Here is a 23,815-nt window from a genome sequence, read left to right on the forward strand (position 1 = left end):
CTCAGAACCGGACGTCGATCCGGACGACCGCGCAGCCGTCGGCGGAGATCTGAACGACCTGGGGCCGACCATTGGTCACATAGCCGCCCCGCGTCCGATGGACGCCGGCTTCGTCGCGACAGACGACCACGAAGCTGTTGTCGGAGAAGCGGGCGGTTCGAACCACGCGCCCTCCTGCAGGCAGGTCGCCCTGCCACGAGAACTGTCCCGGACGGGTGGTCTCCACAGAGAGAGTCAGCGTTCCGCCGCTGCGGTTCTCGATCATCACGAGCGAGCGCGCGCTCGCGAACACGACAGCGGTCAGGGCGGCGGCCGCCAAGGCGAGGACGGCCAGGCCGATCGTCCAGCCCCGGGTGCGGCTCACTGGCGGAAGGCCGCCGCCAGCCGGTCCAGTTGGCTCTGCACCGGATTGACCGGCTCCTCCCCGGGCGTGTCCTGGTACATGCGGCGGTCGAGGTGCAGCGCGCGATCGTACAGCTTCTCGGACCGCACGACGTACTCCACCAGGGCGATGGGCAGCTCCGGGTGGCCGGGCTCGGCCTCGACCCTGCGGTCGGCCAGCCGGTAGCGCGGCTCGCAGGCGGCCGCGGCGGTCATGTCCCCTTCCCGCACGGCCCGCTGCACCAGCAGCCAGGACGCGATCTGCATCAGGCGCGTGGTCAGCTTCATGCTTTCCCCCGCGTAGGCCAGGGCGGCCGCGCGCGACAGCAGCTTGGACTCCCGCCGACCGTCGCCGTCCAGATAGGCGGCGGTCTCCTCGACCAGCTCCATGCCCTCGCGGAAGGTGCGGTCGAACAATTCGGAGCGCGCGAAGTCCTCGACGACGGCGATGCGACTGCGGCCGGCGCTTCCCGGCGAAACGTCTTCGGTGGACATGAACTCGGCCAGACTCATGGATTCAGCGCATCCGTATCACGGGTGACGCGGCGGCGCGCCCTCGTCGTCTGCGTGCAACGGCCGTGCCAGACCCGCGACAGGGGAAATCTCAGTCGCCGAAGCGGAAAAGGGCGTCGGCCGCGCTCCGCTGCGACGACTTGCCCTCAATGGCTGCCCTGACGCGGGCGATCTCCCCCTCAAGCAGGGCGATCCTCTCCCGCAGATCCTCCACCGAATAGGCGTCGAGGTCCTCCCGGACGAGCGCCGTCAGGGACGCGCCGCGGGCCGCGCGGGGCTCCAGATCCTCGAACATCATCGCCTCCATCCATGGCCAGCCGGGACGCTTCCCCCTATCTGAACGCCCGGACACGGACGAATGCAAGGACGGGCGGCCATGCGGATGATCGGGATTGCAGGCGGCGCCGGGCCCGCCGGGGCTCTCACGCCCGACCAGCGACCCGATCCGCACGCCGGCCCCGGAGAGGTGCGCATCCGCGTCCGCGCCGCCGGGGTGAACCGCCCCGATCTCCTGCAACGCCGCGGCCTCTACCCGCCCCCGCCCGGCGCCTCGGACATCCTCGGCCTCGAGGTGTCCGGCGAGATCGACGAGGTCGGAGCCGGCGTGGCGCGGTGGTCGGTCGGCGACCGGGTCTGCGCCCTTCTGGGCGGCGGGGGGTATGCGGAGTTCGCCGTGGTCGACGCCCGCCACGTCCTGCCGCTGCCCGAAGGGCTGGACTTCACCGTCGGCGCCGCCCTGCCCGAGACCGTCTGCACCGTCTTCGCCAACGTGTTCGAGGCCGGCCGTCTCGCGGCCGGCGAGACCCTGCTCCTGCACGGCGCCACCAGCGGCATCGGCGTCACCGCCATCCAGATGGCGAAGGCGGCGGGCGCGCGCATCATCGCCACCTCGCGCGGGGCGGCCAAGGCCGAAGCCGCGCGGGGGCTGGGCGCGGACCTCAGCCTCGACGCCCTGGCCGACGACATGCCGGCGGCGATCGCGGACTTCGGCGGCGCGGACGTCGTGCTGGACATGGTCGGCGCCGCCTACGCCGGCCTCAACCTCGAGGCGCTGCGGCCGATGGGGCGCTGGGTGGTCATCGCCACCCTCGCCGGCTCGCGGGCCGAGGTCGATCTGGCCCGGGTGATGATGAAGCGGCTGACCCTTACCGGCTCGACCCTTCGGGCCCGGCCCGCCGACGAGAAGGCGCGCCTGATGGCGGCGGTGGAGGCCACGGCCTGGCCGTGGGTCGCGGCCGGCGCGGTGCGCCCCCCGATCGACGCCGTCTTCCCCCTGGAGCAGGCCTCGGCCGCCCACCTCCGGCTGGAGGCGGGCGACCACGTGGGCAAGGTCGTGCTGACCCTCTGAGGCTTACCAGCGCCCCCCGCGCCTGACCGGGCGCAGCGACGAGATGCGGTCGTTCAGGCCGTGCTGCTGCAGGTTCCAGACATCATCGCTGAAGGTCCGGCACGTGCCGCGGAACCAGGCGTCGGTGCAGACCTCCCAGGATCCGCGGAAGCGCATCGAGCTGATGACGTCGTTGAAGCCGGTCTCGCGCAGGTTCCCCACCTCGCCGCGGAAGGTCGCGGACTGACCACGGTACAGGGCGTCGCGATAGACGGTGATCTCGTTGCGGCCGCCGCCCCAGCCGCCGTCCGGGCGGTCGGGACGATCGGGGCGGTCGGGGCGATCGGGACGGTCGGGACGACCCGGCCGATCCTCGTAGTCCCCGCGCCACGGCCCGCACACCAGCCGACCGTCCTCGTTGCGGATCTCGTAGTCGCCGCAGCGGTTGAGCTCGATCGACGTGCCGCGGATCCGGCCGTCCCGGGCCCGGCAGTCGGCGTACAGCCGCCCGCGGTTCACGTATTCGCCGCTGCAGCTGTCGCGATAGCTCCCGCGCGGCGCGACGCGCGCACCGCCTTCCCACTCCTGCGTCGCCGGGGCGCCGCCGGACAGCAGCGCGGCGGCGGCGAGACTCTCGATCAACATGGCATCCCTCCTTGGTGGCTCCGGACGCGAAAACGCGTCGATGGACGCACTGTTCAGCTTGGCGGATGAACCTTGGCTGTACAGCGACGTCGGAGATCGTTTCTTTTTGCGGCGAATGCGCCTATATCGAAAGTCTCAGCGCCCGGCCGAAAGGTCGGGCGCCGTCGTATCCGGAACCCGCGACCGCGGGCGCACAACAAGAAGCGAAGACGTCCATGACCGACATCCTGATGCCCAAGGCCACCGCGGTCTGGCTGGTCGACAACACCTCGCTCACCTTCGAGCAGATCGCCGCCTTCTGCGGCCTGCACCCGCTCGAGGTTCGCGGCATCGCCGACGGCGACGTGGCCCGGGACATCCGCGGCGTCGATCCGATCACCGGCGGCCAGCTGACCCGCGAGGAGCTGGACAAGGCCCAGGCCAACCCCGACTACCGGATGCAGGCGGTGGTCAGCCGCCACGCCGAGCTGCTCAAGTCGGCCAAGCCGGCGCCCAAGTACACGCCGGTGTCGCGCCGCCAGGACCGCCCCGACGCCATCGCCTGGTTCGTGCGCAACCACCCCGAGGTCACCGACGCCCAGATCTCCAAGCTGCTGGGCACCACCAAGGCGACCATCGAGAGCGTGCGCAACCGCACCCACTGGAACAGCGCCAACATCAAGCCGGTCGATCCGGTCACCCTCGGCCTCGTCGGCCAGCTGCAGCTGGACGAGATCGTCAAGAAGGCGGCCGAGAAGAAGGCCCGCGACGACGCGAAGAAGGGGGGCGCCACCCTCCAGCCGGCCGACGCCGAGCCGGAGGCCCCCGCCGAGCCGGAGTTCGTTCCGGAAGAGCGGGTCCGCCGCGGCGCCGAACCCACCGCGGAGTCGGTGTTCGGCTCGCGCGACTGAGGACGGAAAAGACGACGGCCCCGGAGATCGCTCTCCGGGGCCGTTTCCGTTTTCGGGAGGCCCGCTAGTGGGTCCGGGCCTCCAGGCTGGTGATCTGTTCCTTCAGACGCAGCTTCTGCTGCTTCAACTCCCTGACGCGAAGCGGGTCCGCGGAGGGGTGGGTCATCTCCTGCTGGATGGTGCGGTCCAGCATGCGGTGACGGTTTCCCAGTTCGCGGATACGAGCTTCAATGGTCATGGCTTGCGCCTCCATGTCTAAGGGACCACTAGAGTGAGCGCCCGGCCCGACCGCCTGTGGAATCACATTCCGGTGAGGCGGCGGGCCTTCCCGACCCGACCAGCCTGGAGCCGGAATTGGCCGAAGATGTGAACGGAGCCGCAGTCCCCCCGTCGCGGCTGGTGGTGGGAATCTCCGGCGCGTCCGGCGTGATCTACGGCATACGGGCGCTGGACGCCCTGCGGGAGCTCGGCGTCGAGAGCCATCTGGTGGTCAGCCGCGCCGCCTTGCTGACGCTGTCGCAGGAAACCGATCTGACGGCGGACGATCTCGCCGGCCGCGCGGACGTGACGCACCGGCTGAACGACGTCGGCGCGACGATCGCCTCGGGTTCGTTCCGGACCATGGGCATGCTGGTGGCCCCCTGCTCGGTCCGGACCATGGGCGAGATCGCCACCGGCGTGACCTCGACCCTGCTGAGCCGCGCCGCCGACGTCACGCTCAAGGAGCGCCGGCCTCTGGTGCTGATGGTGCGCGAGACGCCGCTCCACCTCGGACATCTGCGCACCATGACCGCCCTGGCGGAGATGGGCGCGGTGATCGCCCCGCCCCTGCCCGCCTTCTATGCGAAACCCGGCACGGTCGCCGAGATGGTCGACCAGTCGGTGGGCCGGGCGCTCGACGTGTTCGGGCTCGACTGGAGCGCCGTGAAGCGGTGGGACGGCCTCCGCGCGGCGGAGCGGGCGTGACCCTCTGGGACTGGTCGCTGCGCGCCTGGCGGGCGCCGGGCGTCGAGACCGCCTGCCTCGACCTGCAGGACGCCCAGGGTCAGAACATCCCCCTGTTGCTGTGGGCGGCCTGGACCGCCGCCACCGGCCGGACGCTCGCCGGGGACGACATCGAGGCCGCCTGCGACACGGCGCGGGTCTGGCAGGATGCGGTGGTGCTGCCGCTGCGCGGGGTCAGACGGGCGCTGAAGACGCGGATCCCCGACATCGACGACGAGGATCGCGAGGCGGTGCGGTCCCAGGTGCAGGCGGTCGAGCTCGACGTGGAACGACGTCTCCTCGCCGCTCTCGAGCGCATTTCGCCGGCCGTCTCCGGCCCGCCGAAGCCGGTTCTGCCGGCCCTCGTCGCCGTTTCGCGGCAGTGGTCGCCGGTGACGCCGCGGACGGCGCTCACCCTCCTCGCCGAGCGCCTTCCGGGGTGACCGGCGGCGCGTTATAAGCGGCGCGCTCCGGGGCCGACATGAACGACGACGATCCGATTCTCAGCGAGGCTGAAAAGGCGCTGCACGCGCGGCTCAAGGAGCTGCAGCAGGAACACGCCGACCTCGACGCCTCGATCGAGGCGCTCGGCTGCATGCCCATACCGGACCAGCTGATGATCGCGCGGCTGAAGCGGAAGAAGCTGGTGCTGCGCGACGAGATCGTGAAGATCGAGGCGATCGTCCTGCCGGACATCATCGCCTGAGGCCTCAGCGCCCCTTCTTGCGCACCCACATGGCGGCGTCCGCCTCGGCCAGCCAGACCTCCGGATCGTCCTGCCCGGCGAACGCCCGCACACCGAACGAGCCGCCGAGGCCGGCGGATCGCCCCTCCCATTCGAACGGCTGCGCCTCCAGCGCCGCCGCCAGCCGTCGCGCCTTCTCGCGACCTTCCTCGAGCCCGGCGTTGAGCATCAGCAGGGCGAACTCGTCGCCGCCCAGCCGGCCGACGGCGTCGGACTCCCGCAGGTTGGCGAGCAGCAGCCGGGCCACGTGCACCAGCGCCGCGTCCCCGGCGGCGTGACCGAGCCGGTCGTTGACGCCCTTGAACCCGTCGAGGTCGAGGTAGAGCAGCACCGCGGGCACGCCGTGACGCTGGCAATAGGCCATGGCCCCCTTCATCGCCGCCACGAAGCCGCGGCGGTTCAACGCCGGCGTCAGCACGTCGTGATCGGCCGCCGCCTCGGCCGCCTCGGCCCTCAGGCGCAGGGCCTCGACCTCGGCGCGCAGGCGCTCGATCTCGGCGTACGGGTCGATGGCGGCCGCGTGGCTCACGGTCGGAAGGCGCTCCCCGGCCGGCGACTCAGCACGCCCGGCCGCCGTTGAGCCTAGCGCCCTCGGTTGCGGGCGCAACGCGAGTCCTGTATCGCGCCGCTTTCCGCGAAGGAGCCCGGACGCATGACGACCGAGACCCCCCCGGTGGCGATCATCATGGGCAGCCGTTCGGACTGGCCGACGATGCGGCAGGCGGCCGAAGCGCTCGACCGCCTGGGCGTGGCCTGGGAGGCGAAGGTGGTCAGCGCCCACCGCACCCCGCAACGGCTGTTCGACTTCGCGACCGGGGCGAAGGCCGCGGGCTACAGGGTGATCATCGCGGGAGCCGGCGGCGCGGCCCACCTGCCGGGCATGGCCGCCTCGATGACGGAGCTGCCGGTGCTCGGCGTGCCGGTCGAGTCCAAGGCGCTCAAGGGCATGGACAGCCTGCTGTCGATCGCCCAGATGCCGGGCGGCGTTCCGGTCGCCACCCTCGCCATCGGCGAGCCGGGGGCGAAGAACGCCGGCATCCTCGCGGCGCAGATTCTCGCCCTGTCGGACGATGCCCTCGCCGGCCGGCTCGCCGCCTTCCGCGCCGCCCAGACCGAGGCGGTGCACGAGACGGTCGAGGACTGAGTGAGCGCCTCCCCCCTGCCCCCCGGCTCCACCATCGGCATCCTCGGCGGCGGCCAGCTGGGCCGGATGCTCAGCCAGGCGGCGTCGCGCCTCGGCTTCAACGTCGTCATCCTCGACCCGGAGGAGAACTGCCCGGCCGGACGGGTGTCGCAGGGGCAGCTCGTCGCCGCCTATGACGACGCCACGGCGCTGACGGTGCTCGGCCGGGTGGCGCAGGCCGTGACCTTCGAGTTCGAGAACGTGCCGGCGGCCTCGGTCGAGCGGCTGGTCGAGGGCGGCGCCACGGTGTCGCCGGGCCCCCGGGCGCTGGCGGTGGCGCAGGACCGGGTCGAGGAGAAGACCTTCCTGAACGGCGTCGGCGCGACGACGGTGGACTTCGTGGCGGTCGACAGCCTCGACGATCTGATCGCAGGTCTGGAGCGGCTGGGGACGCCGTCGCTGCTGAAGACCCGCCGCGAGGGCTACGACGGCAAGGGCCAGGTCTGGGTGCGCGCCGCCAGCGAGGCCGCCGACGCCTGGAACGCCATCGGGAGCCGGCCCGCCGTGCTGGAGGCGAAGGCGGCCTTCGTGCGCGAGCTGTCGGTGATCGCCGCACGCGGTCGCGACGGCTCGGTCGCGGTCTATCCGCTGGGCGAGAACGTGCATGAGGGCGGCGTGCTGCGCACCACCGTGGCGCCGGCGACGGTCGACGCCGGCACGGCCGCCCGGGCGGTGGAGATCGCCGAAGCCATCCTCAACGGTCTAGATTACGTCGGGGTGCTGGGCGTGGAGCTGTTCGACCTCGGCGGCGGCGAGCTGCGGGTCAACGAGATCGCCCCGCGGGTGCACAACACCGGCCACTGGACCCAGGACGGCTGCGCCTGCGACCAGTTCGAACAGCATATCCGCGCCATCGCCGGCTGGCCGCTGGGCCCGACCGCCGCCCACGCCCGGGTCGAGATGACCAACCTGCTCGGCGACGAGGTCGACCGGTGGCGCGAGCTGTCGGCCGCGCCGGACGCCCGCCTGCACCTCTACGGCAAGGCCGAGGCCCGGCCGGGCCGCAAGATGGGCCATGTGAACCGGGTGAAGCCGCTCTAGCCGGCTTCGCTGCGCGCCCCGTACCGCAGCCGCGCCAGTACGTCGGTGACCTTCCGCAGCGGGGCGTCGAAATCCTTGCCGGCCTTCCACTTCTCGAAGGCCATGACGTTGTCGATGCGGCGCGCCACGAAGGCCTCGGCGGCGTCCTGGCCGTCGAACCAGCGCAGGGTCAGGGCCGGGATCAGGATGCCGGAAAGGATGGCGCGCTTGGAATAGTGGTTCCAGTCGGTCGCGGTGTCGCCGGCCCAGCGCCACAGCAGGTCGGCGGTCTCCCAGGCGAGTTGCAGGCCGAGGTCCGTGTTGGTCGGCAGGGCGAGGAAGGCGGCGCAGCGGCGGGTCGCCTCCAGGTCCCCGGCGCCCGCCTCCATGCGGGCGGAGACGGCGCGGGCGATTCGCTCGCGGATCTTCAGCGTCGCCGGATCCACGTCGGCGAGCGCCGCCATGGCCCGGTCGTCGTGCCGCCGCGACAGCAGGGCGGCGAGGTCGCGGGCGCCGTTGGGGAACAGCAGCTCCTCGTCGCCGACGGAGAGGCCCAGCTCCTCGCAGGCGGCGCGAACCATGCGGCCGTTCCAGCCGGTGCGGGGCGCATGGCGGATTGCGGCGTCGAGAACCGCCTGCTCCATCTGGTCCGCCCAATCGGCCTTGACGGCCTCGCCTTCGGGCTCCGCATTCGACAGGTGTGGCGCGTCGGTCATGGCGCCAGCATAAGCCCGTCCGGCGGGCGTTTCGACCCATCACAAAGGGCCGCGACGATCTGGACAGTGCGGAACGGCTCGTGTATCAGCCCGCCTTCACTCACGGGCCCCGGTCCGGGAGCGCGAGATTTTATTTGTCTGCCCGTCTCCCTCACAGGACGCGGCGGGCAGCCAAAGGAGAGTTTCACCTGGTTCAGATTTTCGTCCGCGACAACAACGTCGATCAGGCGCTGAAGGCCCTGAAGAAGAAGATGCAGCGCGAAGGCAGCTTCCGTGAAATGAAGCGCCACGTGCACTACGAGAAGCCCTCGGAGAAGCGCGCCCGCCAGAAGGCGGAAGCCGTGCGCCGCGCCCGCAAGCTGGCCCGCAAGCGCGCCCAGCGCGAAGGCCTGCTGCCGGCCCCCAAGCCGCGCCCCGGCCGGTAAGACCGGCTCCACGAGGCTGAACGATCAAGGGCCGCTCCGGAAACGGGGCGGCCCTTTTCGTTGTCTGCTCACCTCGCCTTCAGCCGAATCCGACGGCGAGCACAGGCGGCCGAGGGGGCCAGGAGCGGGCGACGCCGGCGGATCCGGTCGGGACGTCAGCCGGCCGGGTCTGCGCCGCCCTTCCCCCCAACAGCTGCGCGCTCCCCCAGTCGCCGGCGGCAAGCCGGCGGAGGGGTGAGGCCGACCCGGCCTAGTTCCCGCCGCCCCGGATCGCCCCGGCGAAGCTCCTCCAGCTCAGCTTCACGTCGGACAGGGCGCCGGCGCGGAAGGCGCGGCCGGACAGCCAGACCATGAACAGGGCGAAGGCGAACATGCCGGCCATGGCGCCGATCAGCTCGAGCATCGGCGGATCGGAGGGCAGCCGCGCCATCATCAGGAAGGGCGTGAAGAACGGCACCCACGACAGGATCTTCACCGCCGGCGCGTCCGGCGTGGTCATGGCCATCGACATGGTCATGACCGGAATGATGAGGATCATCATGATCGGCCCCATCAGGGTCTGGGCGTCGCGCGGGGTCTCGCAGAAGGCGCCGATGGCGGCGAACAGGACCGCGTACATCAGGTAGCCGCCCACCATGAAGGCGACGAACCATCCGATCATGCCGCCGGTCAGCAAGATGTCGCCGACCATGGCCGCCTGTCCGGGCGCGAACGAGAGCAGTCCCGCGGCGCCGATGCCGCCCCAGGCGAGCAGCACGGTGATGGTCAGCAGGGCCACGCCGAGCACCTTCCCCGCGAGAATCTCCGTCGGCGAGGCCGAGGACAGCAGCACCTCGAGGATCTTGTTCGACTTCTCCTCCATCACGCTGTTCAGCAGGATGGAGGCGCCGGTGATGATCAGCGACCAGAGCAGGAAACCGCCCGCCATGCCGATGATGGTCGGCAGCTTGTCACGTAGGGAGACCTCGCCGCCGCTGACCGACTTCGGCGAGAACACCGCGATGTCGGGACGGAAGCTCTCGGCGCTTTCGACCACGGCCGGGTCGATGCCGGCGCCCTCGAACAGCGCCTTGCGGTTGGCCGCGCGGAGGGCGTCGCGAACGAAGTCCTCGACCGTGTCGTCGGTCGCCCGCGCGGTCCAGACGCGGGCCGCCGGCCCGTCGGCCTCGCGGCTGAGGAAGACGACGGCGTCGAGTCGATCCGCCTCCGGCGTCTCGTCGGTGAGATACCGGCGCACGATCTCGTCCTGCGCCGCGCCGGGCGCCGCCGCTTCGATCTCGGGCGGAGTCTCGACGATGCGGAGGCGCGGCCCGGACAGGCGCGCGAAGGCGCCCTTGGCGGCGCTGGAGCCGGCCATGGGCATCCCGGTGGCCTTCTCGGCCGCCTCGTTCGCCTGACGCTCCCGTTCCTGCCGCCGCTCGACGTCGCGGGCGAGGGCGTTGCGGATGGCGGCGGCGAGGCCGGACGCCTCGGGCCCCTCCTCGACGACGGCCACCGCGCGGATGGGCTCGGAAGACTTGATCAGGATCGGCACCGCGCCGCCGAGGACGGCGAACAGGGGGAAGGCCAGCAGCGACAGCCAGAAGCCGACCGTCTTGGCGTAGGCGGCGTATTCGCGCCGGGCGATGAGCAGGATGCGGTTCATCGGGCGGCCTCCTGACCGGCGGGCTTCACGGACTGGTCCTGGTCGGGGTTGTCCCCCGTCAGGGCGATGAAGGCGTCGTGCAGGCTGGGTTCGCGCAGGTCGAAGCGGCGGACGTCGAGCCCGCCGAGGAAGGCCGCCTTGAGGGCTTCCTGGCCCTGCGCCCCACGGTCCAGCGCCGCCCGGATCACCCGCACCTCGCCGCGATCGGCCGCCACCTCGACCTCGACGACGCCGGGCAGGCCTTGCACCTGCTCGGGCGCGATGGCCCCCTCGAGCTCGAGGAAGCGGCGGGTGGTGGCCTTGGCCTCGTCCACCGTGCCCTCGAAGGCCTTCCGGCCGCGCGCGAGCAGCACGACCTTGTCGCACAGCCGTTCGGCGTGCTGCATCACATGGGTGGAGAACAGCACCGTGGCCCCGTCCGCGGCCAGGCTGCGGATCATCGCCTCCAGCCCCTGCTGATTGACCGGATCGAGCCCCGAGAAGGGCTCGTCGAGGATGACGAACTCGGGCCGGTGCACCACCGAGGCGATCAGCTGCACCTTCTGGGACATGCCCTTGGACAGCTCCTTCATCTTCTTGCGTTTCGCCGCGCCCAGTCCCTGGGCGTCCAGCATCTCGCGCGCCCGGCGGCGGCCCTCGCCCAGCGGCACGCCCTTCAGCGAGCCGAAAAAGGCGATGGCGTCGACCGGCGTCATCTTCTTGTAGAGGCCGCGCTCCTCGGGAAGGAAGCCGATGCGGTCGCGCACCTTCCGCCCGTCGTCGGCGCCGAGGATCTCGATGCGGCCGGACGTCGCCGGCTGCAGGCCCAGGATCATCCGGATGGTCGAGGTCTTGCCGGCGCCGTTGGGACCGAGGAAGCCGCAGATGCTGCCCTTCCCGACCTCGAACCCGAGATCGCGCACCGCGTGGAAGCCGCCGTAGCGCTTGTTCACGCCCTCGAGTGTCAGTGCCGCCGCCATGCGCCCTCCGTCGATCAGCGGCCCATTGGTAGAAGTGTAAAGGGACATTGACAACCCGGCCGCGGACGGTTCGCCGCGCCACTGTCATGAATTCCGTGTCATGTTCGACCCTCGCGAGTCGCCGTCGGACGCCTGATGCCTCTTGAAGCCGCCCCTTCGCCTGTCGCCCCGCCCGCGGCGTCACGGCTCTGGACCGTCGGGGCGAGCGCAGGAATCTCGATCGCGGTGCTGGTGGCGCTCGCCGCAAGTCACCGCGAGCTGGCGTCCTGGCTGCTCGGGGCCGCCGCGTTGGTGGGTCTGGCGACCTGGGCCGTCAATCGGCGTCCCGCCGCCCCCCCGGCAGACGCGGCCCAGCCCGCGCCGCCTGAGGAGACGACCGCCGTCGATCGCCCGCTGCTGGAGGGGGCGTTCGAGGCGCTGGCCGACCCGGTTCTCGTCGTCGCCGGCGGCGAGGCCGACGACTTCGCCGGGCGTCGCGTCGCCCTGGCTAACGCAGCGGCCCGCGACCTGCTGCGCATCCCGCGCGAAGGCGCCCTGCTGGTCTCCGCCCTGCGCGAGCCGGCGGTCCTCGAGGCGGTCGACGAGGCGCTGTACGGCGGCGTGTCCCGGACCACCGACTACACCGCCGCCGGTCCCCGCACCCGCCACTGGCGGGCGCTGACGCGGCCGTTGCCGGGGGCCGAAGCGGCCGGGCCGCTCGCGCTGGTGGTGCTCCGCGACGAGACGGAGGTCCGGCGCATGGAGCTCATGCGCGTCGACTTCCTCGCCAACGCCAGCCACGAGCTGAAGACGCCGCTGGCTTCGCTGGCCGGCTTCATCGAGACCCTCAAGGGACACGCCCGGGACGACGCCCGCGCCCGCGACCGGTTCCTCGACATCATGGCGGTGCAGGCCGACCGCATGAGCCGGCTCGTCGCCGACCTGCTGTCGCTGAGCCGCATCGAGCTCAACGAGCACATTCCGCCGTCGGGCCGGGTCGATCTGGTGCCCGCGGCCCGCGACGTGATCGACGCCGTGGGCCTGCTCGCCGCCGAGCGGGGGGTCACCCTGAAGCTGGAGGCGCGGGCGACCTCCGCGCCGATCGCCGGCGACCGCGACGAGGTCGTGCAGGTGATCCAGAACCTGGTCGACAACGCCATCAAATACTCCAGCGCCGGGCAGACGGTGGAGATCGTCATCAAGGCCGACGTGCCGCTCCAGGAGGCGGCGGCGGCCTGGTCGGGCGGCGCCCGCGAGGGCGGGGTGACGCGCCTGCCCCTGCTGACCCCGGACCGCGAACCGGGCCAGCAGTACGCCGGCGTGATGGTCCGCGACTACGGGCCCGGCATGGCCCGCGAGAGCCTCCCCCGGCTGACGGAACGCTTCTACCGCGTCGAGGGCCAGAAGAGCGGCGAGCGGTCGGGCACCGGCCTGGGCCTGGCCATCGTCAAGCACATCCTGAACCGGCACCGCGGCGGCCTGACCGTCGAGAGCGCGCCGGGACAGGGGGCGACCTTCACCGCCTACTTCCCGGTCGACGCGCGACGGACCCGTGACGCGCAGGCGACGGCGGCTCCGACGTCGTAACAGAACTGTCATGCGGGCGTCTTATTCCGCTGACCATTCGGGGGCAGTTTCCCGCCCGGACCGGCCCGGGCGACCGGACCGTACCGATTCTCACCCCGGACGCCGATGACCTGGCTTTTTCTGCCGATCCTGATCGTCGCAGCCGTGGCCGCCTATCTGGGCGGCCGGGGGCTGGCCCGACGCCGCGCCGCCGGCGCCCGCGCCCACTCGCGGCCGGGCCAGCACGGCGCCTACGCCCTGATCTGGACGGCGGCCCCGGCCCTGCTGGTGCTGTTCCTGTCGGCCGTGTTCGCGCCCACGATCGAGCATCAGCTGATGGCTGCCGGCTCGCCCGACGCCGTGCAGTCGCTGGAGCCGTTCCGGCGCCAGGCCTTCCAGGCGGACGCCGCCGCGGTCGGCGCGGGTCGTCCCGCCGCCCAGATCTGGCCGGCGCCCTACGCCGAACTGCTGCCGGCCGAGGGCCGCCGCGCGGCCCGCATTCACCTGATGCTCTCCCTCGGCGGCTGGGTCGCGGCCCTGCTGGCCGGGGCGCTGGGCGGCCTGTTCGTGTTCAGCCGCATCCGGCCGGACCTGCGGGCCCGCAACCGGGTCGAGGGCTGGATCGTCGGCGCCCTGTTCGCCTGCTCGGCCGTCGCCGTCCTGACCACCATCGGCATCGTCGCCTCGCTGGTGTTCGACTCTTCCCGCTTCTTCGCCTCGGTGCCGATCACCGAGTTCCTGTTCGGGACCCAGTGGAGCCCCCAGACTGCGATCCGGGCCGACCAGGTGGGCTCCAGCGGCGCCTTCGGGGCCCTGCCGCTGTTCACCGGCACCTTCCTGATCATGCTGATCGCCATGGCCGTCGCGGCGCCGGTCGGCCTGTTCTCGGCCATCTACCTGTCCGAGTACGCGGGACCGGTGTTCCGGGCGACGGTGAAGCCGATCCTCGAAATCCTCGCCGGCGTGCCGACCGTGGTCTACGGCTTCTTCGCCGCCCTGACCGTCGGCCCGGCCCTGCGCGGCTTCTTCAACGGCGTCGGCGCCCTGCTGGTCGGCGGACCGCTGGACCCGGTCGGGCAGTATCTGATGCTGGTGCAGAACCAGATGGCGCTGGTCGCCGGCGGCGTGATGGGCATCATGCTGATCCCCTTCGTCAGCTCCCTGTCCGACGACATCATCAACGCCGTGCCCCAGAGCCTCCGCGACGGGTCCTACGCCATGGGAGCCACGAAGTCGGAGACGGTGTCCCGGGTCCTGCTGCCCGCCGCCCTGCCCGGCGTGGCCGGCGCGATGCTGCTGGCCATGTCGCGCGCCATCGGCGAGACCATGATCGTCACCATGGCCGCGGGCCTGGCCGCCCGCCTGACCCTGAACCCCCTCGACACGGTGACCACGGTCACGGTGCAGATCGTCACCCTCCTGACCGGCGACCAGGAGTTCGACAGCCCCAAGACCCTGGCCGCCTTCGGCCTGGGCCTGACCCTCTTCCTCGTCACCCTGCTGCTGAACATCGTCGCCCAGCGCATCGTCATCACCTACCGGCAGCAATATGACTGAGGCGACGAACGGCCACGACCGCACGCGGGCGGAACGGCTGCGCAGCGGCCTGAAGCGGCGCTACGCCAAGGAGCGGCGCTTCCGCGCCTACGGCCTGCTGGCCATCGCCGTGGCCGTCGGCTTCCTCGTGCTCCTGCTCGGCCGCATCGTGGAGCAGGGCCACACCGCCTTCTACACCCACTCGGTGACCGTGCCGGTCTACATGGACCCGGCCCGGATCGACCGCGGCTATCCGCAGGGCACCAATTTCGAACAGCTCGTCGCCGAACAGCAGTTGCGCCGCCTCGGCATCGCCGACGACGCGACGGGATCGAAGGCCACCGCGATGCGCGGCCTGTTCTCGTCGGAGCTGAAGTTCGTGGCCGCCGGGCGGATCGCCCGCCAGCCCGGCCTGGTCGGCCAGACCGTGACCCTCGCCGCCCCCCTGTCCGACGACGCCGACCTCTACTTCAAGGGCAAGATCACCCGCGCGACGCCGGCCGAGCAGCGCCGGCTGTCGAACGAGCAGATCGCCTGGCTGGACCGGATGCGCGACGAGGGCCAGGTGTCGGCCCACTTCAACGCCGGCCTGTTCACCCGCGGCGACTCCACGGAGCCGGAGCTCGCCGGCGTGCTGGGCGCGGTGATCGGCTCCGCCCTCATGCTGCTGGTCACCGCCCTGATCGCCATCCCGCTCGGGGTCGGCGCGGCGCTGTACCTCGAGGAGTTCGCGCCCCGGAACCGGCTGACGGACCTGATCGAGGTCAACATCAACAACCTCGCGGCCGTGCCGTCGATCATCTACGGCCTGCTGGGCCTGGCCCTGTTCATCAACTGGATGCACCTGCCCCGCGCCAGCCCGCTGGTCGGGGGTCTGGTTCTGGCCCTGATGGCCCTGCCGACCATCATCATCGCCACCCGCTCGTCGCTGAAGGCGGTGCCGCCCTCCATCCGCGAGGCCGCCCTGGCCATGGGCGCCTCGAAGACCCAGACCGTGTTCCAGCACACCCTGCCGCTGGCCATGCCGGGCGTGATGACCGGCGCCATCATCTCGATGGCGCACGCGCTGGGCGAGACCGCCCCGCTGCTGCTGATCGGCATGATCAGCTTCGTCCCGGGCCTGCCGCACAGCCTCGTCGAGCCGACCGGCGCCCTGCCCTCGCTCGTCTACATCTGGGAGAACGCCTCGGAGCGCGCCTTCCACGAGCGGACGGCCGCCGCCATCCTGGTCCTGCTCGCCTTCATGATCGTCATGAACGCCGCCGCCATCGTGCTGCGCCGGCGCTTCGAACGCCGGTGGTAAGACAATGAAGTTCAAGATCTTCCGTTCGACCGAAGACCGGAACGGCGGGGCCGGAGCCGACCCGACGCAGACCCCGCGCATGGGCGGACAGGTCCTGCCCGCCGCCGACGCCGACGGCGCGGGCGACAGCGCCTCCGGCCGGGTGCAGGACGCGCCCGTCGACGGCCCGCCGGCCCTTCCGCCGACCACCACGGCGCCGCGCGCGCTGCACGCCGGGGGCGGCCCGGTCGGGCAGACCAAGATCTGCGCCCGCGACGTCTCCGTCTTCTACGGCGACAAGCAGGCGCTGTTCGACGTCTCCCTGGACATCCCGGACAAGACCGTCACCGCCCTGATCGGCCCCTCGGGCTGCGGCAAGTCGACCTTCCTGCGGACGATGAACCGCATGAACGACACCATCCCGCACGCGCGGGTGACCGGCCGCATCGAAATGGACGGCGAGGACATCAACGCGAAATCGGTCGACCCGGTGCTGCTGCGCGCGCGCGTCGGCATGGTCTTCCAGAAGCCGAACCCGTTCCCGAAGTCGATCTACGAGAACGTCGCCTACGGCCCCCGCATTCACGGCCTCGCCACCTCGAAGGGCGAGCTCGACGAGATCGTCCAGGCCTCGCTGAAGCGCGCCGGGCTGTGGGAAGAGGTCGCCGACCGCCTGCACTCGCCCGGCACCGGCCTCTCGGGCGGCCAGCAGCAGCGCCTGGTCATCGCCCGCGCCATCGCCGTCGAGCCCGAAGTGATCCTGATGGACGAGCCCTGCTCGGCCCTCGACCCGATCGCCACCGCCAAGATCGAGGAGCTGATCGACGAGCTGCGCGAGCGCTACTGCATCGTCATCGTCACCCACTCCATGGCCCAGGCCGCGCGCGTCAGCCAGCGCACCGCCTTCTTCCACCTCGGGCGGCTGGTCGAGACCGGCGACACCGAAGAGATCTTCACCAATCCGCGCGAGCGCCGCACGCTGGATTACATCACCGGCCGCTTCGGCTAGGACCGCCATGACCCAGCATACCGTCAAGGCCTACGGGGACGAGCTGAACCAGCTGACCGCCGAGGTCGCCCGCATGGGCGGTCTCGCCGAGGCCCAGGTCGCCGACGCGGTCGAGTCCGTCGCCCGTCGCGACGTGGGTCTGGCCCGCGCGGTCGTGGAACGCGACGTCCGTCTCGATTCCCTGCACCGCGAGATCGAGAAGAAGGCGATCCGCCTGATCGCGCTGCGCCAGCCGGTCGCCTCCGACCTGCGCCGCACCCTGGCCGCGATGAAGCTGGCCACCGACCTGGAGCGCACGGGCGACCTGGCCAAGAACATCGCCAAGCGCGCCCTGATCCTCGCCGAGGGCGAGCCGATGCAGCCGCTGACCCGCTCCATCGAGCGCATGGGACGGCTGGTCTCGACCCGCCTGCGCGACGTGCTGGACGCCTACGCCGCCGCCGAGGTCGAGCGCGCCGTCTCGGTGTGGAACACCGACGACGAGGTGGACGAGCACTACAACGCCCTGTTCCGCGAGCTGCTGACCTACATGATGGGCGACCCGCGCACGATCGGGGCCTGCACCCACCTGCTGTTCATGGCGAAGAACCTCGAGCGGATCGGCGATCACGCGACCAATATCGCCGAGACCATCCACTACGAGATCACCGGACTGGAGTTCACCGGCGAACGGCCGCGCTGGACCCCGGATCCGGATCAGTCCGCCTCGCCAGAGACGACCCCCGCCTGAAGCCCGGAGAGTTCGACGTGCAGCCCTATGTTCTGGTGATGGAAGACGAGGACGCGCTGGCGACGCTGCTGTCCTACAACCTCGAGAAGGAGGGCTACCGCGTCGTCGTCGCCTCGGACGGCGAGGAGGGCATGCTCCAGATCGACGAGCGCCTCCCCGACCTCGTCCTGCTCGACTGGATGCTGCCCAAGCTGTCCGGAATCGAGGTCTGCCGGCGGATCCGCGGCAAGCCGGAGACGCGCAACCTGCCGATCATCATGCTGACCGCGCGGGGCGAGGAATCCGACCGGGTGCGGGGGCTGGACACCGGGGCGGACGACTATCTGACCAAGCCGTTCTCGATGACCGAGCTGACCGCCCGCATCCGCGCCGTGCTGCGCCGCATCCGGCCCGGTCTGGCGGACGACCGCATCAGCCACGGCGACATCGTCATCGACCGCGTCGCCCACCGGGTGCGCCGCGCCGGCGCCGAGATCCATCTCGGCCCGACCGAGTTCCGCCTGCTCGACCACTTCATGCAGCATCCCGGCCGGGTGTTCAGCCGCGAGCAGCTGCTGGACGCGGTCTGGGGCTCGGACGTCTACGTCGAGGCGCGCACGGTCGACGTGCATGTCGGCCGCCTCCGCAAGGCGCTCAATATCGAGGGGACCGTAAACCCCATCCGCACCGTCCGCTCGGCCGGCTACTCGCTGGACCTCGGCGGCTAGCCGGCGCCGGTCGGCCCGTGGCAGGCTGACCCGATGACGGACGATCCTTCCCGCGGCTGGAACGCGGTCGCCGCCGACTTCATGAAGGCCCGCTCCGACGCGGGCGTGGATGTGGTGGAGCGGTGGGCGCGACAGCTTCCGTCGGGCGCCGCGGTGCTCGACATCGGCTGCGGCTCCGGCGCCCCCGTGGGAACCGCCCTCGTCGGGGCCGGCCTGCAGGTGTGGGGCGTCGACGCCTCGCCGGCGCTCGTGGACGCGTTCCGCCGGCGCTTGCCCGGATCGCCCGTGGCCTGCGAGCCCGCCGAGAGCAGCGCCTTCTTCGGGCGGCGGTTCGACGGCGCGGTTGCGATCGGACTGCTGTTCCTGCTGCCGGCGGAGGATCAGCTCCGCCTGCTCCACCGGGTCGCCGAGGCCCTGGAGCCCGGCGGCCGCTTCCTGTTCACGGCCCCGCGGACCGCCTGCGAATGGACGGACAGCCTGACGGGCCGGCCGTCCCGGTCGCTGGGCGAGGCGGCCTATGGCGAGGCCCTCGCCCGGGCCGGACTGCGACTGGCGGCGAACCACCGCGACGCCGGCGGGAACGACTATTTCGACGCCGTGCGGGAGGCCGACGACGGCTCTACAACCAGCGGGTCCGTCTGAAGCGCACGAACAGCCAGCCGCAGATGACCGCGATCACCAGCAGGACGGCCGGATAGCCCCATGGGCTGTCCAGCTCCGGCATATGCCTGAAGTTCATCCCGTAGATGCCGGCGATGGCGGTCGGGACGGCGAGGATGGCGGCCCAGGCGGCCAGCTGCCGGGTGATCGCGCCGGTGCGCTGCTGCTCCAGCAGGTTGGAGAATTCGAACACCGAGGTCAGCACCTCGCGCAGGCCGTCCACCATGGTCTGCACCCGCCGCACGTGGTCGAGAACGTCGTTGAAGTAGGGGCGGGTGTCCGGGTCGATGCCCGGCAGGTCGAGGCGGATGAACTTGCCCGCCACCTCCGACGTCGGGGCGAGCACGCGCTGGAACCGGATCAGCTGGCGGCGGATCTCGAAGATGCGGTTGATCTCGCTGCGGGCCAGGAAGCTGTCGATGGCCCGCTGCTCCATGGCCAGCACTTCGTCCTCCAGCGCCTCGCCCAGCGGCAGGTAGCCGTCGACGATGAAGTCCAGGATGGCGTGCAGCACATAGTCGACGCCCTGGGACAACAGGGCGGGCGAGGCCTCCAGCTGCTCGCGCAGCTCGGCGTGGCCGCGGCTGGAGGTGCGCCGCACGCTGATGATGTGGCTGTGACCCACGAACAGCGAGGTCTCGCCGTAGCGGATCAGGCCGCTCTCCAGCCAGGCGGTGCGCGCGACCACGAACAGCTGGTCGCCATAGACGTCCAGCTTCGGCAGCTGGTCCCCCTTGGCCGCGTCCTCGACGGCGAGAGGATGCAGGCCGTAGCTGCGCTGGAGGGTCCGCAGCTCCTCAAGGGTCGGATCGACCAGGCCGATCCAGACGAACTGCGACTTGTCCTCGGGACAGTCGATCCGCTCATCGATGGCGACCGGCCGCACCCGGCGGCCGTGCTGGTACAGACAGGCGGCGACGACGCTCATGGGGCAGCGGTACAGCCGAACGGCGGAACGGAGAAGCCCCGCCGCGCTTCACACGCCGCCGCAAGCGGTTAGGGTCGGATCGCCGCCTTCACCGGGAGTCCCGCCATGCGCCGCCGCACCTTTCTGTCGACCCTGCCTGCGGGCGCCCTGATCGCCGGCGCGTCGTCGGCCGTCGCCGGGCCGACGCCCGCCGCCCCCGGTCGGGCGACGCAAGCGGCCCCGACGCCGGCGCGGACGACGGAGCCTTTCGCCGACGTCGGCCCGGGCGACCGGATCACGGGCGCGCCCTTCGCCGGGCGCTCAACCGTCTGGGGCGCCCACGGCGCGGCGGCGACGGCCCATCCGGCCGCCACCCTGATCGGCGTCGACACCCTGCGGCGCGGCGGCTCGGCCGTCGACGCCGCCATCGCCATCAACGCCGCGCTGGGCTTTCTGGAGCCGGTCGCCAACGGCATCGGCGGCGACGCCTTCTGCATGCTGTGGGACCCGGCGCAGCGGAAGGTCGTCGGGCTGAACGGCTCGGGCAACAGCCCGCGCGGCCTCTCGCTGGAGACGGCGCGGTCGCGCGCCAACGACGACGGCTACCTGCCCTCCTACGGCGCGGTGACCGTCAACGTGCCGGGCACGGTGGACGCCTGGTGGAGCGCCCACCAGCGGTACGGCAAGCTGCCGTGGCGCGACGTGCTGCTGCCGGTGGCCGAGCTGTGCGAGCAAGGGGTCCCGGTCCCGCAGGTGATCGCCTACTACCTCGAGCGGAACATGGCGATCTTCGACCGGTCGTCCCGGCTGATCGAGGAGAACGACAACCGCAAGCTGGTCTATGCCCCGGGCGGGCGCGTGCCCGGCGTCGGCGAGATGTTCGCCAACCCCTTCCTCGGCCGCACCTACCGGATGATCGCCGAGGGCGGGCGCGACGCCTTCTACGACGGCCCCGTCGCCGAGGCGATCGAGCGCTACTTCCGCCGCATCGGCGGCTGGATGACCCGCGCCGACCTCGCCGCCCACCGCTCCGAGTGGGTCGAGCCGATCCGCACCACCTATCGCGGGGTCGAGGTCTACGGCCTCGGCCCGAACACCCAGGGCCTGTCGACCAACCAGATCCTCAACGTCTGCGAACAGTTCGATCTCGCCGGCATGGGCTTCCAGTCGGCCGCCTCGATCCACCACCAGGCCGAGGCCAAGCGGCTGGCCTTCGAGGACCGCGCCCGCTTCTTCGCCGACCAGAGGTTCGCCGTGGCGCCGGTCGAATGGCTGAACTCCAAGGCCTACGCCGCCGAGCGCGCCCGCCTGATCCGCCCGGACCGGGTCATGGACCGCGTCTTCCCCGGCGACGCCCCGACGCAGGGCGACACCACCTACTTCTCCGTCGCCGACAGCGACGGGATGATGGTCAGCTGGATCCAGTCCAACTACCGCGGCATGGGGTCGGGCCTGGCGCCGGACGACGGCGCGCAGCCGCTGGGTTTCATGTTCCAGGACCGCGGCGAGCTGTTCAGCCTGAAGGACGGCAGTCCGAACCTCTACGCCCCCGGCAAGCGGCCCTTCCACACCATCATTCCCGGCTTCGCCTGCAGGGACGGCGAGCCGTGGATGGCCTTCGGCGTCATGGGCGGCGGCATGCAGCCCCAGGGGCAGGCCCAGATCATCATCAACATGGTCGACTACGGCCTCGAGCCGCAGGCGGCCGGCGACGCGCCGCGCTGGCAGCACGAGGGCTCGTCCGAACCCACCGGCCAGCCCGCCGAGGGAACCGGCGTGCTGCATCTCGAGACCGGCGTGCCCGAGGCCACGAAGGCGCAGCTGGCGGCCATGGGCTGGACGCTCGGCCCGCCCAACGGCGGCTTCGGCGGCTACCAGAACGTGGTGCGTCGGCCGAACCCGGGCGGGCGCTGGACCTACGGGGCGGCGACCGAGATGCGCAAGGACGGGATCGCGCTGGCGTACTGACCGCCGCGCCCCCGGGTTAAATCCCCGTAAGACGCATCCGCCGTCCTCCCGCCCCGCCTCTCCCCCGGGACCACGGGAGAAGACGGGAATGGCGGACGCGATCTGGGTGCTGTCGGGCTGGGTCGGCGGGACGGCGGCGGCCGGCCTGCTGTGCGCGGCGATGGCGCGCGGGCGGGTGCGCTGGCTGTGGCTCGCCACCGCCCTGCTGCTCATGGTCGCCTACGACGTCCTGCTGACGCGGGGCTACGGGCGCATCCCGCTGGACTTCGGGCCGTCCGACTGGAACTGGGAGGGCAAGACGCTGGCCGTCCTGCTGTCCCTGGCCGTCGCCGCCTGGCTCGGCTTCCGGCGCAGCGGCGTGACGCTCCGGCAGTACCGGACAGGATGGCCCGGCGCGCTGGCGCTGTCGGCCGTTCTGGTCGCGGTGTACCTGGGCCTCGCCCTCTACTTCCCAACCGAGCCGGCCGACGCCGACACGCTCGCCTTCCAGCTGACCATGCCGGGACTGGACGAGGAGCTGTTCTACCGGGGCGTGCTGCTGGTGATGCTCAACGAGGCGTTCGGCCGCCCGCTGTCGGTGCTCGGCGCGCCGATGGGCTGGGGCGCTCTGGTCTCCTCCTTCGCCTTCGGCCTGACCCACGCGCTGGGCTACGGCGACGGCGGCTTCAGCGTCGACGCCACGGCCCTGGCCCTGACCGGCCTCCCGGCCCTGCTGCTGGTGTGGATCCGCGAGAAGACCGGCAGCGTGGTCCTGCCGATCCTGCTGCACAACTTCGGCAACTCCATCTACCATCTGGTCTAGGCCTCGCCGGAGGTCCAAGGCCGTATGAAGTTTCTGCAAAGCTGCATCCGGTCCGAACCCCGGCCGCCTCTTCCCGACGCGGACACTCCTGTCCGTCGCCTTGCCATCATCCGGAGCCCCATGCGTCCCCTTCTGCTCGTCCCCGCCTTCTCGCTTCTCCTCCCCGGCCTCGCCCTGGCCGAGACCCGGGAGCCGGTTCGGATCCCCGCCGGGGATGTCGTCCTGGCCGGCGAACTGGTCCTGCCGGACGGGCCTCCGCGGGCGGCGGTGGTGCTGGTGCAGGGGGCGGGCCCGCACGGCCGCGACCAGATGATCTCCGGCGCGCCGATGTTCGGACAGCTGGCCGAGCAGCTGGCGGCCCGCGGCGTCGCCAGCCTGCGCATCGACAACGCCGGCGTGGGCGAGTCGACGGGCGAGACGCCGCGCCACTTCCGCGACCGCATCCCGCACATCACCGCCGCGCTGGATCTGCTGGCCGGCCACCCTGCGGTCTCTGCGGCCCCGATCGGCCTCGTCGCCCACAGCGAGGGGACGTTCGTGGCCGGCGAGGTGTGGAGCGCGCGCGACGCGGCGATCGACTTCCTCGTGCTGCTCGGCGCGCCGGGACGGCAGGGGCGCGAGGTCTGGGTCGACCAGCAGTCCAATCCGGAGCGTTTCCCGGACCGCAGCGCCGAAGACCTCGCCCGCATCCGCGACGGATTCGACCGGGTCGCCGTCGCCTCGATCTCCGGCGACCGCGCCGCCGTGGAGACCGCGACCGACGCCCTGTTCGCCGTCATCGGCCTGACCCCCGAGGAACTCGCCGAGGTGCGGCCGGGCTTCGTCGACCGCATGGCCAGCCCGGAGATGCAGGTCCTGCTCGGCCACGATCCGGCTCCGGCGTTCGGGCGCGTCACCGACCCGGTGCTGGCGGTGTGGGGCGGCGTCGACCCGCTGACCGCGCCGGCGCTGAACCTGCCGCCCTTCCTGGCGCAGCGTCACCCCGACAGCCGCCTGACCGCCGTGGTCCTGCCGGACGAGGAACACTTCTTCCTGCGCGGCGAGGGCCTCGAGCCGGGCGAGCACGCCTTCGGCAAGATGAACCTCAGCCCCCGGCTTGTGTCGACCATCGACCACTGGCTGGGCGGCGAGACGTTCGCGGACCAGGCGCGGCGCCCGGGCCGCGGGCCGGGCCGGTCACAATGAGGCCAAGGTTCAACCGGCGAATGTCCGCAGAAGCACGGACATAACCGGAGG

At 71.7% G+C, this 23,815-nt stretch carries 28 protein-coding genes; 18 read left to right on the plus strand and 10 right to left on the minus strand.

Features of this window, described 5'->3' with window-relative positions:
• Position 1: 1 nt before the first annotated feature.
• The 3 genes from H2038_RS05760 to H2038_RS05770 all read right to left on the minus strand — a co-directional run bounded on the left by H2038_RS05760 (position 2) and on the right by H2038_RS05770 (position 1,189).
• Positions 2-364, minus strand: a complete 363-nt coding sequence (locus tag H2038_RS05760) for a hypothetical protein (RefSeq protein WP_292110243.1) — start codon at positions 362-364, stop codon at positions 2-4.
• A complete protein-coding gene (locus H2038_RS05765; RefSeq protein WP_292110406.1) occupies positions 361-876 on the minus strand; it encodes a DUF1465 family protein in 516 nt (171 codons plus the stop codon). The genes H2038_RS05760 and H2038_RS05765 overlap by 4 nt, the downstream gene beginning before the upstream one ends.
• Before the next feature lie 109 nt (positions 877-985).
• A complete protein-coding gene (locus tag H2038_RS05770) occupies positions 986-1,189 on the minus strand; it encodes a DUF1192 domain-containing protein (RefSeq protein ID WP_292110246.1) in 204 nt (67 codons plus the stop codon).
• An 81-nt stretch (positions 1,190-1,270) separates the two neighbouring features.
• Between H2038_RS05770 and H2038_RS05775 the strand changes: the two genes are divergently transcribed.
• Positions 1,271-2,242 (plus strand): NAD(P)H-quinone oxidoreductase, encoded by a 972-nt coding sequence (locus tag H2038_RS05775; protein WP_292110250.1) that lies wholly within the window; start codon positions 1,271-1,273, stop codon positions 2,240-2,242.
• 3 nt (positions 2,243-2,245) lie between these two features.
• Here H2038_RS05775 and H2038_RS05780 read toward each other — a convergent pair whose 3' ends face one another.
• Positions 2,246-2,866 (minus strand): beta/gamma crystallin-related protein, encoded by a 621-nt coding sequence (locus H2038_RS05780; protein WP_292110253.1) that lies wholly within the window; start codon positions 2,864-2,866, stop codon positions 2,246-2,248.
• Between the two features lie 215 nt (positions 2,867-3,081).
• Between H2038_RS05780 and H2038_RS05785 the strand changes: the two genes are divergently transcribed.
• Positions 3,082-3,756 carry a cell cycle transcriptional regulator TrcR gene (locus H2038_RS05785; RefSeq protein ID WP_292110255.1) on the plus strand — a complete coding sequence of 225 codons (675 nt, stop codon included), beginning with the start codon at positions 3,082-3,084 and terminating at the stop codon, positions 3,754-3,756.
• Positions 3,757-3,820: 64 nt separating this feature from the next.
• On the opposite strand, the gene H2038_RS05790 is transcribed toward H2038_RS05785, so the two are convergent.
• On the minus strand, positions 3,821-3,994 hold the full coding sequence (locus tag H2038_RS05790; protein ID WP_292110257.1) for a DUF465 domain-containing protein: 174 nt from the start codon (positions 3,992-3,994) through the stop codon (positions 3,821-3,823).
• Positions 3,995-4,122: 128 nt separating this feature from the next.
• On the opposite strand from H2038_RS05790, the gene H2038_RS05795 reads away from it, so the two are divergent.
• The 3 genes from H2038_RS05795 to H2038_RS05805 are packed head-to-tail and all read left to right on the plus strand — an operon-like array spanning position 4,123 to position 5,446.
• A complete protein-coding gene (locus tag H2038_RS05795) occupies positions 4,123-4,722 on the plus strand; it encodes a UbiX family flavin prenyltransferase (protein ID WP_292110408.1) in 600 nt (199 codons plus the stop codon).
• Positions 4,719-5,183 (plus strand): TIGR02444 family protein, encoded by a 465-nt coding sequence (locus H2038_RS05800; RefSeq protein ID WP_292110260.1) that lies wholly within the window; start codon positions 4,719-4,721, stop codon positions 5,181-5,183. Before H2038_RS05795 ends, H2038_RS05800 begins: the two co-directional genes overlap by 4 nt.
• A 38-nt stretch (positions 5,184-5,221) precedes the next feature.
• Positions 5,222-5,446 carry a DUF465 domain-containing protein gene (locus H2038_RS05805; RefSeq protein WP_292110263.1) on the plus strand — a complete coding sequence of 75 codons (225 nt, stop codon included), beginning with the start codon at positions 5,222-5,224 and terminating at the stop codon, positions 5,444-5,446.
• A gap of 4 nt (positions 5,447-5,450) precedes the next feature.
• On the opposite strand, the gene H2038_RS05810 is transcribed toward H2038_RS05805, so the two are convergent.
• On the minus strand, positions 5,451-6,014 hold the full coding sequence (locus tag H2038_RS05810) for a GGDEF domain-containing protein (RefSeq protein WP_292110266.1): 564 nt from the start codon (positions 6,012-6,014) through the stop codon (positions 5,451-5,453).
• Positions 6,015-6,137: 123 nt separating this feature from the next.
• Here H2038_RS05810 and purE point away from each other — a divergent pair, with 123 nt between their 5' ends.
• Together purE and H2038_RS05820 are read left to right on the plus strand one after the other, a co-directional pair.
• Positions 6,138-6,629 carry a 5-(carboxyamino)imidazole ribonucleotide mutase gene (purE, locus tag H2038_RS05815; protein WP_292110269.1) on the plus strand — a complete coding sequence of 164 codons (492 nt, stop codon included), beginning with the start codon at positions 6,138-6,140 and terminating at the stop codon, positions 6,627-6,629.
• Positions 6,630-7,709, plus strand: a complete 1,080-nt coding sequence (locus H2038_RS05820) for a 5-(carboxyamino)imidazole ribonucleotide synthase (protein WP_292110272.1) — start codon at positions 6,630-6,632, stop codon at positions 7,707-7,709. It abuts the gene before it with no gap.
• Here the strand turns inward: H2038_RS05820 and H2038_RS05825 are convergent.
• Positions 7,706-8,404: a COQ9 family protein gene (locus H2038_RS05825; RefSeq protein ID WP_292110275.1), complete on the minus strand. Its 699-nt coding sequence runs from the start codon at positions 8,402-8,404 to the stop codon at positions 7,706-7,708. The genes H2038_RS05820 and H2038_RS05825 overlap by 4 nt on opposite strands.
• A 188-nt stretch (positions 8,405-8,592) precedes the next feature.
• On the opposite strand from H2038_RS05825, the gene rpsU reads away from it, so the two are divergent.
• Entirely contained in the window at positions 8,593-8,829 is a 237-nt protein-coding gene (gene rpsU / locus H2038_RS05830; RefSeq protein ID WP_092312110.1) for a 30S ribosomal protein S21, read from the plus strand.
• A gap of 250 nt (positions 8,830-9,079) precedes the next feature.
• Here rpsU and H2038_RS05835 read toward each other — a convergent pair whose 3' ends face one another.
• Both H2038_RS05835 and H2038_RS05840 read right to left on the minus strand, forming a co-directional pair.
• Complete coding sequence (locus H2038_RS05835) at positions 9,080-10,474, minus strand: ABC transporter permease (RefSeq protein WP_292110278.1); 1,395 nt, start codon at positions 10,472-10,474, stop codon at positions 9,080-9,082.
• Complete coding sequence (locus H2038_RS05840) at positions 10,471-11,433, minus strand: ATP-binding cassette domain-containing protein (RefSeq protein WP_292110281.1); 963 nt, start codon at positions 11,431-11,433, stop codon at positions 10,471-10,473. The genes H2038_RS05835 and H2038_RS05840 overlap by 4 nt, the downstream gene beginning before the upstream one ends.
• Before the next feature lie 135 nt (positions 11,434-11,568).
• Here H2038_RS05840 and H2038_RS05845 point away from each other — a divergent pair, with 135 nt between their 5' ends.
• The 7 genes from H2038_RS05845 to H2038_RS05875 all read left to right on the plus strand — a co-directional run bounded on the left by H2038_RS05845 (position 11,569) and on the right by H2038_RS05875 (position 18,884).
• Positions 11,569-12,999 carry an ATP-binding protein gene (locus tag H2038_RS05845; protein WP_292110284.1) on the plus strand — a complete coding sequence of 477 codons (1,431 nt, stop codon included), beginning with the start codon at positions 11,569-11,571 and terminating at the stop codon, positions 12,997-12,999.
• 105 nt (positions 13,000-13,104) lie between these two features.
• Entirely contained in the window at positions 13,105-14,535 is a 1,431-nt protein-coding gene (gene pstC, locus H2038_RS05850) for a phosphate ABC transporter permease subunit PstC (RefSeq protein ID WP_292110287.1), read from the plus strand.
• On the plus strand, positions 14,528-15,817 hold the full coding sequence (pstA, locus tag H2038_RS05855; protein ID WP_292110290.1) for a phosphate ABC transporter permease PstA: 1,290 nt from the start codon (positions 14,528-14,530) through the stop codon (positions 15,815-15,817). The genes pstC and pstA overlap by 8 nt, the downstream gene beginning before the upstream one ends.
• A gap of 4 nt (positions 15,818-15,821) precedes the next feature.
• The gene (gene pstB / locus H2038_RS05860; protein ID WP_292110294.1) at positions 15,822-16,805 is read left to right on the plus strand and encodes a phosphate ABC transporter ATP-binding protein PstB; all 984 of its coding nucleotides are present in this window, start codon (positions 15,822-15,824) and stop codon (positions 16,803-16,805) included.
• 7 nt (positions 16,806-16,812) lie between these two features.
• The gene (gene phoU / locus H2038_RS05865; protein ID WP_292110296.1) at positions 16,813-17,535 is read left to right on the plus strand and encodes a phosphate signaling complex protein PhoU; all 723 of its coding nucleotides are present in this window, start codon (positions 16,813-16,815) and stop codon (positions 17,533-17,535) included.
• Between the two features lie 17 nt (positions 17,536-17,552).
• Positions 17,553-18,242: a phosphate regulon transcriptional regulator PhoB gene (phoB, locus tag H2038_RS05870; protein ID WP_292110299.1), complete on the plus strand. Its 690-nt coding sequence runs from the start codon at positions 17,553-17,555 to the stop codon at positions 18,240-18,242.
• A 33-nt stretch (positions 18,243-18,275) separates the two neighbouring features.
• Positions 18,276-18,884, plus strand: a complete 609-nt coding sequence (locus tag H2038_RS05875; protein ID WP_292110302.1) for a bifunctional 2-polyprenyl-6-hydroxyphenol methylase/3-demethylubiquinol 3-O-methyltransferase UbiG — start codon at positions 18,276-18,278, stop codon at positions 18,882-18,884.
• Here H2038_RS05875 and H2038_RS05880 read toward each other — a convergent pair.
• Positions 18,862-19,830, minus strand: a complete 969-nt coding sequence (locus H2038_RS05880; protein WP_292110305.1) for a magnesium and cobalt transport protein CorA — start codon at positions 19,828-19,830, stop codon at positions 18,862-18,864. The two genes, H2038_RS05875 and H2038_RS05880, sit on opposite strands and share 23 nt — an antisense overlap.
• A 105-nt stretch (positions 19,831-19,935) precedes the next feature.
• On the opposite strand from H2038_RS05880, the gene H2038_RS05885 reads away from it, so the two are divergent.
• The 3 genes from H2038_RS05885 (at position 19,936) to H2038_RS05895 (ending at position 23,764) form a co-directional block, all read left to right on the plus strand.
• Positions 19,936-21,777: a gamma-glutamyltransferase family protein gene (locus H2038_RS05885; protein ID WP_292110307.1), complete on the plus strand. Its 1,842-nt coding sequence runs from the start codon at positions 19,936-19,938 to the stop codon at positions 21,775-21,777.
• An 88-nt stretch (positions 21,778-21,865) separates the two neighbouring features.
• Entirely contained in the window at positions 21,866-22,579 is a 714-nt protein-coding gene (locus H2038_RS05890; protein WP_292110311.1) for a CPBP family intramembrane glutamic endopeptidase, read from the plus strand.
• Positions 22,580-22,699: 120 nt separating this feature from the next.
• Complete coding sequence (locus tag H2038_RS05895; protein WP_292110313.1) at positions 22,700-23,764, plus strand: alpha/beta hydrolase; 1,065 nt, start codon at positions 22,700-22,702, stop codon at positions 23,762-23,764.
• Positions 23,765-23,815: the final 51 nt, after the last annotated feature.

It is taken from the genome of Brevundimonas sp. (genome assembly GCF_013912005.1).
In the GTDB taxonomy this organism is placed as follows: Bacteria; Pseudomonadota; Alphaproteobacteria; order Caulobacterales; family Caulobacteraceae; genus Brevundimonas.

Coding starts and splice junctions, on each gene's coding strand:
- H2038_RS05765 (WP_292110406.1), bottom strand. CDS start 876: ATGTCCACCGAAGACGTTTCGCCGGGAAGCGCCGGCCGCAGTCGCATC.
- H2038_RS05770 (WP_292110246.1), bottom strand. CDS start 1,189: ATGTTCGAGGATCTGGAGCCCCGCGCGGCCCGCGGCGCGTCCCTGACG.
- H2038_RS05775 (WP_292110250.1), top strand. CDS start 1,271: ATGCGGATGATCGGGATTGCAGGCGGCGCCGGGCCCGCCGGGGCTCTC.
- H2038_RS05780 (WP_292110253.1), bottom strand. CDS start 2,866: ATGTTGATCGAGAGTCTCGCCGCCGCCGCGCTGCTGTCCGGCGGCGCC.
- H2038_RS05785 (WP_292110255.1), top strand. CDS start 3,082: ATGACCGACATCCTGATGCCCAAGGCCACCGCGGTCTGGCTGGTCGAC.
- H2038_RS05790 (WP_292110257.1), bottom strand. CDS start 3,994: ATGACCATTGAAGCTCGTATCCGCGAACTGGGAAACCGTCACCGCATG.
- H2038_RS05805 (WP_292110263.1), top strand. CDS start 5,222: ATGAACGACGACGATCCGATTCTCAGCGAGGCTGAAAAGGCGCTGCAC.
- purE (WP_292110269.1), top strand. CDS start 6,138: ATGACGACCGAGACCCCCCCGGTGGCGATCATCATGGGCAGCCGTTCG.
- H2038_RS05825 (WP_292110275.1), bottom strand. CDS start 8,404: ATGACCGACGCGCCACACCTGTCGAATGCGGAGCCCGAAGGCGAGGCC.
- H2038_RS05835 (WP_292110278.1), bottom strand. CDS start 10,474: ATGAACCGCATCCTGCTCATCGCCCGGCGCGAATACGCCGCCTACGCC.
- H2038_RS05840 (WP_292110281.1), bottom strand. CDS start 11,433: ATGGCGGCGGCACTGACACTCGAGGGCGTGAACAAGCGCTACGGCGGC.
- H2038_RS05845 (WP_292110284.1), top strand. CDS start 11,569: ATGCCTCTTGAAGCCGCCCCTTCGCCTGTCGCCCCGCCCGCGGCGTCA.
- pstC (WP_292110287.1), top strand. CDS start 13,105: ATGACCTGGCTTTTTCTGCCGATCCTGATCGTCGCAGCCGTGGCCGCC.
- pstA (WP_292110290.1), top strand. CDS start 14,528: ATGACTGAGGCGACGAACGGCCACGACCGCACGCGGGCGGAACGGCTG.
- pstB (WP_292110294.1), top strand. CDS start 15,822: ATGAAGTTCAAGATCTTCCGTTCGACCGAAGACCGGAACGGCGGGGCC.
- phoU (WP_292110296.1), top strand. CDS start 16,813: ATGACCCAGCATACCGTCAAGGCCTACGGGGACGAGCTGAACCAGCTG.
- H2038_RS05875 (WP_292110302.1), top strand. CDS start 18,276: ATGACGGACGATCCTTCCCGCGGCTGGAACGCGGTCGCCGCCGACTTC.
- H2038_RS05880 (WP_292110305.1), bottom strand. CDS start 19,830: ATGAGCGTCGTCGCCGCCTGTCTGTACCAGCACGGCCGCCGGGTGCGG.
- H2038_RS05885 (WP_292110307.1), top strand. CDS start 19,936: ATGCGCCGCCGCACCTTTCTGTCGACCCTGCCTGCGGGCGCCCTGATC.
- H2038_RS05890 (WP_292110311.1), top strand. CDS start 21,866: ATGGCGGACGCGATCTGGGTGCTGTCGGGCTGGGTCGGCGGGACGGCG.
- H2038_RS05895 (WP_292110313.1), top strand. CDS start 22,700: ATGCGTCCCCTTCTGCTCGTCCCCGCCTTCTCGCTTCTCCTCCCCGGC.